11 protein-coding genes are annotated in these 11,627 nt (G+C 32.5%); 5 read left to right on the forward strand and 6 right to left on the reverse strand.

What is annotated here, in order from left to right; all coding sequences use genetic code 11:
• Positions 1-74: 74 nt before the first annotated feature.
• Positions 75-323 carry a hypothetical protein gene (locus VF726_RS14315; protein WP_440169211.1) on the forward strand — a complete coding sequence of 83 codons (249 nt, stop codon included), beginning with the start codon at positions 75-77 and terminating at the stop codon, positions 321-323.
• Positions 324-342: 19 nt separating this feature from the next.
• On the opposite strand, the gene VF726_RS14320 is transcribed toward VF726_RS14315, so the two are convergent.
• A complete protein-coding gene (locus VF726_RS14320; protein ID WP_140421501.1) occupies positions 343-627 on the reverse strand; it encodes a DUF4430 domain-containing protein in 285 nt (94 codons plus the stop codon).
• A gap of 97 nt (positions 628-724) precedes the next feature.
• Between VF726_RS14320 and VF726_RS14325 the strand changes: the two genes are divergently transcribed.
• Positions 725-1,708: a hypothetical protein gene (locus VF726_RS14325; protein WP_440169214.1), complete on the forward strand. Its 984-nt coding sequence runs from the start codon at positions 725-727 to the stop codon at positions 1,706-1,708.
• A gap of 34 nt (positions 1,709-1,742) precedes the next feature.
• Here VF726_RS14325 and VF726_RS14330 read toward each other — a convergent pair whose 3' ends face one another.
• The 3 genes from VF726_RS14330 to VF726_RS14340 all read right to left on the reverse strand — a co-directional run bounded on the left by VF726_RS14330 (position 1,743) and on the right by VF726_RS14340 (position 5,379).
• Positions 1,743-2,900 (reverse strand): LlaJI family restriction endonuclease, encoded by a 1,158-nt coding sequence (locus VF726_RS14330; RefSeq protein WP_440169217.1) that lies wholly within the window; start codon positions 2,898-2,900, stop codon positions 1,743-1,745.
• Between the two features lie 20 nt (positions 2,901-2,920).
• Complete coding sequence (locus tag VF726_RS14335; protein ID WP_440169219.1) at positions 2,921-4,480, reverse strand: AAA family ATPase; 1,560 nt, start codon at positions 4,478-4,480, stop codon at positions 2,921-2,923.
• Positions 4,481-4,632: 152 nt separating this feature from the next.
• Entirely contained in the window at positions 4,633-5,379 is a 747-nt protein-coding gene (locus VF726_RS14340) for a hypothetical protein (RefSeq protein WP_440169221.1), read from the reverse strand.
• 139 nt (positions 5,380-5,518) lie between these two features.
• Here VF726_RS14340 and VF726_RS14345 point away from each other — a divergent pair, with 139 nt between their 5' ends.
• The 3 genes from VF726_RS14345 (at position 5,519) to VF726_RS14355 (ending at position 9,716) form a co-directional block, all read left to right on the forward strand.
• Positions 5,519-6,226 carry a hypothetical protein gene (locus tag VF726_RS14345; protein ID WP_440169223.1) on the forward strand — a complete coding sequence of 236 codons (708 nt, stop codon included), beginning with the start codon at positions 5,519-5,521 and terminating at the stop codon, positions 6,224-6,226.
• Between the two features lie 221 nt (positions 6,227-6,447).
• The gene (locus VF726_RS14350; protein WP_440169226.1) at positions 6,448-7,884 is read left to right on the forward strand and encodes an RNA-guided endonuclease InsQ/TnpB family protein; all 1,437 of its coding nucleotides are present in this window, start codon (positions 6,448-6,450) and stop codon (positions 7,882-7,884) included.
• Between the two features lie 314 nt (positions 7,885-8,198).
• Positions 8,199-9,716 (forward strand): AMP-binding protein, encoded by a 1,518-nt coding sequence (locus tag VF726_RS14355; RefSeq protein WP_440170184.1) that lies wholly within the window; start codon positions 8,199-8,201, stop codon positions 9,714-9,716.
• Between the two features lie 25 nt (positions 9,717-9,741).
• On the opposite strand, the gene VF726_RS14360 is transcribed toward VF726_RS14355, so the two are convergent.
• Positions 9,742-10,854, reverse strand: coding sequence for an AI-2E family transporter (locus VF726_RS14360; RefSeq protein WP_440169229.1), 1,113 nt, complete (start codon positions 10,852-10,854; stop codon positions 9,742-9,744).
• A gap of 101 nt (positions 10,855-10,955) precedes the next feature.
• Positions 10,956-11,606 (reverse strand): hypothetical protein, encoded by a 651-nt coding sequence (locus tag VF726_RS14365; protein WP_440169232.1) that lies wholly within the window; start codon positions 11,604-11,606, stop codon positions 10,956-10,958.
• Positions 11,607-11,627: the final 21 nt, after the last annotated feature.

Here is an 11,627-nt window from a genome sequence, read left to right on the forward strand (position 1 = left end):
TACCTTAGAGAATTTTCTTCTTCAAGAAACATTACCATTTTTCTTTTTATTTTTTGTGATTAAGGAGTGTATATATGCGTTTAGATAAGGTTGTGGAAAATATACAGCTATGGCAACAAACCTCAGGATTCCTTTCTTTAACTTGTGGTATTAATCCGTTACATCATCCACTAGTTCCTAAAATTGAAAACGGCAGCGTTAGTTTGTATTGTCCGGATTGTGAATATACTCAATCTAGGATTCCAAAAATTTTTGGAGATGATACTTTTGAAAACAAATTCAATATCCAAAGAAAATTTTTAAAATCCTGTTTCAAGAAATGAAAATAGGTGCTATTAGCACCTATAGATAAAGCAGAATGGTATTTGATTTAGTTTCGAAATAGAACAAGTCTTTATCTAGACGAACTTTTGAATCCTCTGTAAATGGAAATTTAATAATTTCGTCGTTTATTTTAAATTGAATCCATTCATAGTCATCTTCATCTAATTCTATTCTTTCAATTGCCCCCTCATATGGAGTACCATTAAAGATTAACTTTACCTCTTTGTCTTTTAATATTGAATCAAGGAAATCGAACAATAAAAAAATGATTTGTTCTTTTGTATTTGAAACATATAACCTCAAAATTATCACCCCTTCTATATGTTTTTTCTACTCATTTACATAAATATTTACCCCTGAAAAGTAAAGTAAAATTGTATAAAAATATGGAGTGTTGAAAATGAAAAAAATATATTTAACTTGTATCGCTTGTGGCGTTATTCTAGGTGGATGTGAACCTGAAAAAAACAATTTCCCAATTGCAAATGAAGTTGTAAAAGCTGAAAGTAAAATAAAAACATTAAAGGTATCCTATAATTTGGCTGCTATTACAAAAGATAATGACGTAAATGTTCAACTGTCTTTAGAAAATGATAATTCTTTTCCTATCCCGATATTAGGAGAGGATCAGAATCTATTTTCTATTAAATTGAAAAAGGAGGATGGCACTGTTTTAGAAGAGCAGTTTATAGAAAAAGATCCTCAAAGAAAAATGATAAATAAACAAGAAAAGTTAGAATGGAGTGTCCATTTTAAAGGCGGGTCTAATGAACGTCTCGTAGTTGAGAGTCAGTTACTTTTAAAAGGCGATAACTCAAATATGTTGGAGCTCATTGATGAAGTGCAAACAAGACATATTAGAGTCAAACCTTTAGTTGTCGATACATATACTCTAACTTTCGCTCCGAATAAAGATAAAAGATATGAGTATCAAGCTGAAGATGGTTCTTTATTATCTAGTGAAGTATTTACAATCTTTAATAAGAATAAAGTCCAATCGGTTGTTGAAAATAGTGGTTTAAATGTCATTTCTATTGAAGATGATGGGGTTTATAAAAAGAACATTCCTGAATCCGCTGAAGAAGTAGATATCACTGACTCTATTCTTAAAGATGATATGGAAAAAATTCTTCCTATGCCTATAGCAAAAGGTGCCACTTGGGATGTTAATAACATACATTACACCTTATCAGAAGAAGCTATTAAAGTTACTACACCGATAGGAGATTTCGAGGATGCTGTAGAAGTAACAGAAATAGATGGGGGTATTAAGAAGTTTTACTATTATCAAAAAGATATTGGGTTAATAAAAGTAAAAAAATATATAGATGATTCATCACCTGCAAAAACAGAAATGCAACTAGCTAAAATTGAAGAACTGTAAAAAAGTAGCGCCCGAGAAAGGCGCTACTTTTTAGTTAGGCAATATATTGTTTAAATGAATCTATGTCGTATTGATGGTGTGTATTAATCGATATATTGCTATCGAAGGCATCGAAAGTGATAACTCCAGAAATCTTATCTAATTGTTCAGTTGGTGTTTCAGATGGGAAAACAAATGCATTACAAATCTCCATATCACTTTTTATGCTTCTTAAACATTTTTCATATAATATTTGTTTGGTAATGTCTTGTATACCTGGCTGGGTGCGTTCCGTGAAATAGTATTTTGCATCGTATATATGGGTAGTTCCATTAACTTCAGTAATAATGTCTGGTCTGTGTGTTTGTGTGACACCACACACATTTTTAATTTTCCAAGTTGCTTTAGGGAAATATTCTAGCCATTTCTCTGATTGATCCTTGAGCATACATTTGCAAATTGACTCCCAAAAAATATGAGGATTTTTTGTACCAACTAATAAACATTTTGAATCATATATAGAATCTAAAACAAATAGTGTTTTTCTAAATATGTTTTGTTCCCGTGGAAAAGTGGTTGTAATCAGTTGTTCTTGAACTTCCATTTTCAACTTATCTACAAGTACTGCGTTAGGCATATATGTGTGTGGTAGATGCGGGTAAAATGTAGCCATTACGGGGAATGTATGAAGGATAAATAGAATGATACTGTCGTGTAAATTCTTTAAATTACCCTCATTTAATGTTGTTTTTGTTGAGATCGGCGATTGCCAAATAGGAGCGTTGTTCTGACAGTATACAGGTGAACGGTTAAACATTTTGTCCCAATTTGGATTCGACCAATCGCTCTGAAATTGCTTACAGTATGATTTCATATACCCATTCTCTGTGAAGTCTTGAAGAATTTCAGTAACAGCATCCCAAACTCCATTGTTAGTTTCTTCTAATAGTTTGTTAGCATTATGAAACTTCATAATAGCTCTATAAAATAAAGAAAGCTCTGTACTGGAAAAGTTATTTTTTCTGTATTTGGGTACCACAAAGATGTGTATATCATTAAAGAAGATGGATCCGATATATTTGAAACAAATCTTTTGGTATTTTGTTTCTATGATCTCGTTTTCATTTAAAAATACAAGGGCTTCTTCTAGCCCTTGTGATTTTAAACTTTCAAGCTCATAATATTGATTCTCTTTTAATGTTATTGTTTTCATAGTGTCATTCCATCGATGATTCAAATTTCAAAACGGAATATGTTCTCCCCTTCCTTGTATCGGTCTTTTAATTCACTAATAATGTGGTGGGTGAAAAATTGTGTGGCGAAGTCTTTTAAGACATTTTCTTTTAAATAAACAATAACTTGATAGAAAAAATCGTCCTCAGACATCTCTTTCTTTTTAGCAAAAAAAGGTCCCAAAAGCTGGTCTTCTTTTATAAACGGAATTTTCATAAGCTCTTCATTTAATTTTTTTCTGACATCGTTCCAAAGGACTGGTTCGTCTTTATTTGGTAGGCATACTGTATATTTAGATATTTCATTTTCTTTTTCATTGATGCCAATGTGGTTTATATCCCATCTTCTTAAAAATGCCGCGTCTAATGGGAATGTGTGCTTATCACCGAAGTTTAAAGTTCCCCATATATAACAATTTCTTGGCACATACAGTTTTTTTGGTAAGTGGGGATAATTTTCTTCTAAGTACAATGATAGATCTTCATTAGGTTCAATCTGATATATACTTTCTCCGTCTTCATCACGTTCAATAACTTGGATAAAATCGCCAAGGATTTCATTTGCATTCCCTCTATTGAGTTCTTCAATGATTAAAACATAATTTTCTTTGGGGTTTTCGATTGCCTTTAATAGCATCTTTGTTAATATACCTAGCTGAAAACCGTACCCTATTTGTTGCCCAGGTAATTGTTTTGGTTTAAAAGTTCCAATGAAGTGGCCGTATGCATAGTTAGGATGAAACGTTATTCTTTGGATATTTTCTTCTTTAAAATATTTTTGTGCTTCCGTTTTTAATAGATAACTTTTCCCCGTACCTGGTGCGCCTGAAATTAACCATTGTTGGTTGTGAGGAATAGGTTTATTCGTTTCAACCTTTAATCTCTGCGTTATCGGGAAGCTTGTATAATGTGTTGTTTTTGCCTTCTCTTCAAGAAAGACTAAAGATTTTTTTGTTTTGAAATTTAGTTTAGCTAAATCATTTTCTTTAGCTCCAAAGATAAAGTAGCGAGGGACATTGCGATATTTACAAATAATTAAATAATCAAGTTCGAATAGTAACTTTCTGAACTCATAAAATGCTGGATCGTCAATATCTTTGTAACCAAGAGATAATCGTTCGCCTTTTCGTTTCTCTTTTGAAAGATGAACCTTAACAAATTCATCCTTTACCGGGTTACTTGCAAAAAAATTCGTATCTCTTCCTTTTTTAAATTCATCTGAAAGATTACTAAACAAATAATCGCAGTTTTCTGCTGAAAAATGTACAAAAAGTTGGGTTAGAAACCACTTTTTATGGTGACCCTTTGATTGAGTATCGTCCTCATATCTGAAATTTTCAACATACGGGAAAAGATGTCTCTCTTCTCTTTCAAATCGGATATCTGAATCTCTTGTTCCTTTATCCTCTATATTTTCAGCGACAATATGCCTCTTTTTTAATGGCTTAATTAATACACCGTCAAATAAGGTTCCTAGTGTAGTATTTATGCTAACGAATTCGTTGTTTTTTTGTAAGTTAAGAATACTTTCTACTATTGTTATGCCTTCCTGTAATGTCATTTTGAGGCTCCTTTAATATTTTTTCGCATTATATTTTGTTTTTAAGAAAAAAACCAATCTTATTAAAAAAAAAAGAAAAACCTTCAATGTTCAGAAGGTTTTTCTTATGTACCAAAGAGTAATATATATGTTTAATTGCGAATGTATAATTGCTAATCAATAATAATAATGTCTGAATAAACTTCTTTGCCGCTGTTTAAAACTACCTTGTTGAATGGTTCTTTGTTTTGTTCAACTTGTTTACCTGAATATCTTAAAAACGAATCAATCTTCGAATGGATCTGATTAAAATCCATTTTTAAAAATAGATTTTGTTGTGAATCTTTACCTGTTTGATGTTTACAGACAACAAACAATCTATTTTCCTCGTGGTTTCTTCTCTCTTTACTCTGATTATCATACAACCAGCGTATCAATGCGTTTCGATATTCTCTCTCGGTACGAAACGCACTTCTGTTCATTTTAAATTTTTTCGGAAAGCTAGACACCTTTAAATCAAAGGGTGTATCCATTAAATAAAAATCAATTGTTTTGTGTTTATTGTTCTTTTCCTTTTCAGCAATGTTATATGAACAGAAAATATTTTCAATCACATCGCTAGTTTTGAAATTAAACCAACGATGAACTAAATAATTAAAATCCATATCAGGACCTTGTGTACATCCGTTCTCAAGTTCACTAAACGTTTTTGCTGTAAATACAATTTTATCTGTTTTAAGGTCATTTGAATTATCTTGTCTTTTCCAACACTTTTTAAGGAAAGGAGCTGCTTTTTGTAACTCAACTAATACACTGCCATAATTTATTTTTTTGACTTGATGTACAGGTATTGTGATCTTCTCGAAATGCTGATGTTTTGTGAACAGCGCTGTAGATGCTCGTAAAAAAATATTTTCCATACTCTCACTCCTTTATTTTCGCTTTAAAAATATTATATAAAGTAATTAATTCAAGGTGAGAAAAAAATACCTTAAAACATAAAAGGCTTTTTATTTTAAATGCATTTTATTATTTTAATTGTTATGAAGGTGACAAAATATGCTAAGTAAAATTGGTTTCAGCGGAAAAATGACTTCGGGTAAAACCACGATGTCAAATAAATTAGAGAAGAAATATGGTTATGTTAGATTAGCTATTGGGGATCGAATTAAAAAAGTGTCCAACCTGCTAATTGAGGATAAAGATGAGCTTTCAAAATACTTAAAGAGTGTATTACTTACCCCTAGTACAAATAATGTCTTCGATTTTGATGAGTACCAGAAATATAATACTGTGTTTAAAAATTTGATTAGATTGTTTGAAGATAATTTTAAAAGTACCCAATTTATAAAAGAATCGAATCACGTTTATGTAAAAAATGCGGATTATAGAGAATTAGTTCAGTTAGTTGGAGGTACAGTTAGACAGGCTTATGGAGAAGCGGTTTGGTGCGCCATTCTTCTCAATGAAGCTGATGAATTAATCAATCTGGGGAAAAGAATAGTATGTGATGATCTTAGACTAGAGATAGAATATATGCTCTTTCAAGCTCGTGGTTATACCCTTATTAGATTAGATGTAAAAGAAGAAATTCAAAAACAAAGGATTATTAAGCTTTATGGTGATTTTAATGCGGAATCTTTATATCACAAAACTGAAGTTGAGTTAGATAATAAGGACTTTATACATAGAATGGATACTACTATTGAGTCCATTGAAGAAACATTCTCTAGAGTAGAAAAAATATTAAAGTCTTTATCAATTTAAGTCGGGACAAATCTTATTCATTTAGGGTGGGAAGAGCTAGAATGGAAGTGTGGCTCTTCCTTTTTGTGTCTATCTGGAAATCCGAGAGTACCCCTTCCTCTAAGCGTAGCGTAGGTGGGGGGTGAATCGGCTTTTTTATCACCCTAGAGTTGCTTTGGTAAATTACCGGATTTTTTGTTTATAATACAGGATAGAAACAACATAACAAGGAGGTGAATACTATGACGAACAACGATAAGCACTATAAAACAATGCAAATTTGGCTAAAATCCGGACATCGTATGTATCCATATTTTAAGCAAATGTGCGAGAACAGTAAAAGTTTGTACAATACGACAAATTTTTATATTCGTCAGATTTACACAGCTTTGAAGAGCGAGGAAGCCTTACAACCTCTTCAACAGGAGGTTCTAGACTGTTTGCAACAACAGATCGAACCTATGAACTCCGTTCAACGTGAAGCATATGCCAAACGTGTAGAACGTGAAAAACAAAAAACAATCGACAAACAAAAAGAAGTGAAACTTAATTTATTTACATTACCAAGTGCGGAACGCGCAATGGTGGATTACAACTTTTTAGATGCACTCTTTAAAAGTATGAAACAGCCAGACTACGACTCTCTTCCGAAACAAAGTAGTCAATGGGTAATGAAAACTGTTTTTCAAAACTGGAAATCATTTTTTGCACTCATTAAAGATTGGAAGAAGAACCCTAGTGCCTATGAGGGGCGACCTCGAATACCCAATTACAGCCGTGCCCCGCAAAAAGAAGTCCAATTTACCAACCAAGATTGTGTCATTAAGGAGGGAAAGTATCTTAAATTCCCTCTTACGAAAGAACGGTTAAATATTGGGAAACTTGGGTTCACAAAAGGAAAACTCAAACAAGTTCGCGCAATTCCAAAATACGGACAGTACGTTGTGGAACTTATTTTTGAGGTTCCGATGGAACCAAGAAGCGCTAGTCCTAAGGAACTTATAATGAGTATTGATTTAGGTATTGATAACCTTGCAACCATTACAACAAACACAGGACACGTACCTGTTTTATTGAAGGGCAAACACGTTAAATCAATTAATCAGTACTATAACAAACAAAAAGCACGTTATATAAGTATCCTTCGACAAGGGAAGAAGACCACGGAAGGTCCTTTCACTTCAAAACGGGTGGAACGTTTACATAACCTTCGAAACCGAAAAGTTAAGGATATCTTTCATAAAGCAAGTCGTTATATCGTTGATCTACTGATACAAGAAAATGTTGATACAGTTGTGATTGGTCAAAATAAGGGTTGGAAGCAAAAATCAAATATCGGAAAACAAAATAACCAGTCCTTTGTACATATACCACACAGTATGTTCATCAGTATGATTACGTACAAGGCACAAGAGGTCGGTATTGAGGTTATTATTTCAGAGGAATCCTATACTTCCAAAGCGAGTTTCCTTGATGATGATATAATCCCGACGTATGGAGAAACCACCGATACACCTATTTTTTCGGGAAAACGTATCTCCAGAGGAGTATATCAGGCTAAGGACGGAAGATTGATAAATGCCGATGTGAATGGCTCAGCAAATATTATGTGTAAAGTAATTGATAGCATTAAAAAAGAAACCGTTAAGGTTTCTCAAGAATTAACAATCATTAAATAAACATTGTTCTTCGCGAATTGAATGGGAAGGTTGTGACATAAAAGTGTTGTCACGTAAAACATTCGCACACCAAACACACAAATGAAGTTCCAAAGGCAGGACCAATGGAATAGAGGGGTTAGGTGTATATAGCTCACCAATGTCTTAACTCCAGTAATGTTACTCACTCTTTAATGGTTTGATACATTACAAACCCCCACTTCAAACAACGTTAGTTGTTAAGTGGTGGGAGTATTGATGCAAGGAATAAAAGAATAATAATAGAAAGATAGGTTGAATATTTGTTAATTTAAGGAGGTTTGATTTTGGAATTAATGCTACCTAATAAGGTGAATTTATATGATGAAATGAAGAAACAGGCCAAGTTACACCCGAAAAAAATAATTATTGAAGATCAGAATAATTCACTTACATATGAAAAATTCCTTATTACAGTAAATGTACTAAGTAAAAAAATAAAAGAAATCTCATTGAATGAAGATCGAGTCGGAGTTTATCTACCGAACGTTATTGGTAATATTATTGTTTTGTTTTCAATGTTTAAGAATGAACAATCACCCTGCGTTTTAAACTTTACAATGGGAACTCAAAGTTTGTTAGATTGCATTGAAACTGCTTCACTACAAACGGTTTTAACTTCCAAAGAGTTTATTGAAGCAGCGGATTTAGGAACTGTAGTTGAAGAAATGGAAAAGAAGGTAAAGGTTATCTATTTAGAGGATTTAAAAGAAACTATCTCCGTAGCTCATAAATTGATTGGTTTAGTCGAAGCGAAATTACCTATTTTAACTAATAAGAAACAGACTGATGTTGTTCTATTTACATCGGGTACTGAGAGTAAGCCTAAAGGTGTGGTGCTTAGCCATAGAAATATCTTTGCTAACATCAAACAAGCTCTTGCCGTTATAGATGCTACTGAAGAGGATAAAATATTTAACGCCCTACCACTTTTCCACTGTTTTGGGTTAACAGTAGGAGCAATTCTTCCGCTTGTCTCAAATATTAAGACATTCGTATATCCATCTCCATTACATTACAAAGAAATTCCTAAATATATTAAAAAGGATCGTAGTACTATTTTGGTTGGAACAAATACTTTTTTAGATAACTATGGACGCTACTCTACTCGTGAACAATTACAAAGTTTAAGAATTGTTATTGCTGGAGCAGAAAAATTAAAGAAAGATGTACAATTGAAGTGGAAAAATGAATTTGGTATCTCTATCTTAGAAGGATACGGTACCACTGAAACCTCTCCTATCATATCGCTGAACACGCCTCAATTTACCAAAGAAGGTACTGTTGGTAAGATAATACCTTTATTAGACTATAAGATCGAACCGGTCGAAGGTATTAGTGATGGTGGCAGCTTACTATTAAAGGGTCCTAATGTTATGCAGGGATATCTAATACACGGAAAAGGATTTGTTCCTTGTGATGAATGGTATAACACCGGTGACATTGTAAATATTGATAAAGATGGGTATATCAAAATTGTTGCAAGGTTAAAACGATTTTCAAAAGTTGCTGGAGAAATGGTTTCTTTAAATAAGGTTGAGGAATTAGCTCTATCCTGCTTTGGGGATTCAGGTTTTTATGCAGTAAGTGTACCTGATACAAGAAAAGGTGAACGTATCATCCTGTTTACTACTTCTCAAGGTGCTACTGAAAAGGAACTTAAGAAATTCATTAAGCAAAAAAAGATTTCTTCTCTATATATCCCTTATAAAATGGAAAAAATCGCTTCTGTACCACTATTAGGGAGTGGCAAACCGAATTATAGGGAACTAGAAGACTTAGCAAAAACTATAAAAAAGGGATTTTTCTCGTAAAAAAGACACTCTATGAAGACAGCGTTTACCTGTCTTCTTGAGTGTCTTTTTTAGAATTGGTAGCATTTAAATTTCCAAAGAGCCATAATTGGAAATAGCCCTTAACCCATAAGGATCGTATTACGACCAAGATAATAGGTGCAAGTATTAATCCAATAAAACCTAGCACAGAGACACTAGTAACCATACCAGCAAGCATTATAAATGGTGATATGCCTAGTGAATTCCCGGTTAACCTTGGTTCCATTACCTGCCTGAAACTAACTATTATTAGACATAATACAGTTAATTTAATAGCAAGAGATGTTTGACCTACTAGTAATAGATAAAGTACCCAAGGAATGAAAAATGCTGGTGTTCCTAATAACGGTAAAACATCGATAACCCCGCTTATAAACGCGAGTAATAAAGCGTTACCTATTCCTAAGAACTCTAATGAAACCCAAACAATTAGAAATGTACAAGTTACTAATATTAATTGAGCCTTTATATATCCACCTAATCCTTTGGCTGTATCACCAAATAAAGCAGTTAGAAATGTTTTTGCGTTATCTGGAATGTTTTTTATTAAAAACTTTTTTAAAGTTGGCCATTCAAATGTTAAGAAAATTGATAGAACATAGCCTATCGCAATTTGAATGATAAATTTGGAGAATATCGACACATTAGTGAAAATTGTACTAATTAACCCGTATGTCCAATCAATAGCATTTTTTGATATGGATTCAAGTTGGTCTTTAGCATTTTCAGATAGTGAGTCAGGAACGTGATTAATCTGTGATTTTAGACTCATTATTTGTTGGTGGATCATATGTTGTGACCAATCAAGCCATTGAGGAAAATTTTGAATAGCATTTTGAGTTTGGAAGTATAACACTGTACCAATTGAAACAATGGTTCCGACGAGTATTAGGCTTACCGTTAAAATACTTAAACTCACTGAGGTTTTATAAGAAAACCCTTTTTTCGTTAATAATTTTATGCAGGGTCTATACATAGCATAAAATAACATTGCAATGTATATAGGTGTTGCATATATGAAGCTAATCTTTAGTAAATAGAAAAACAGAAATAGGCATCCTATAAATAGCCCAATATTGATGATGTTTTTCCAGTGCTTTTTAAAGTAAACTAACACTGTATCCCCCTCCTTAAATAAAGATAGGAGGAGTATAATTACAAACATCTTTAATACAAGTAAGGTGTGTGATTTTTACTAAAGAACAAATTTTCGTGGTATTAGAATTCTATCCATCCTTCATCATTAGTTATAAATGACTTAACTGTTTTTAATCCTGAATATATATTTAATCTTCCTTCTACGTAACCAGCATCCCCTTCGAATACACCCATAACATTCTTTCCAATTGCGTTATCGACTAATACTTCTATCTTGTTTGTTTTTAGGGTCTTTCCGAAAAGAAAATATGTAAATACCATATGTGGATTATTTATTTTTCCGATTAATATATGGTTGGTCTCGTTTGGATTAAATGGATATATCCCTTGGACATAATATGGAGCATCCTTTTCAAAAGTAGACTTTTCTTCAAATAACTTTTTAAAGGTTTTCTTATCCTCATCAAAATGAAATACTCTAAAATAAGTTTCTTTTTCTGTATTAGATAATACAAAAAATTCTTTGCCATCATATTTAGGATCCATTTCTAAATGTATTGTCCTAGTAACCGTTTCTTCTTTGTTATTCATTTTCTCTTTGTATATCTTTTCGATCTTTTCATCTGTCATTTTCGCTACTTTATCAGTAGTGTTTGCATCGTTATCACTTATCAGCTCAACCTTTTCTTTTGTAAAGCTACACCCTACAAGTAATGAACTAAACAATAAAAATGGTACTGCTATATTAATTGTTTTCTTCGCAAATTTCATTTCTTCGCCTCCCTATACCTT

It is taken from the genome of Bacillus sp. Brlt_9 (assembly GCF_051948935.1).
In the GTDB taxonomy this organism is placed as follows: domain Bacteria; phylum Bacillota; class Bacilli; order Bacillales; family Bacillaceae_G; genus Bacillus_A.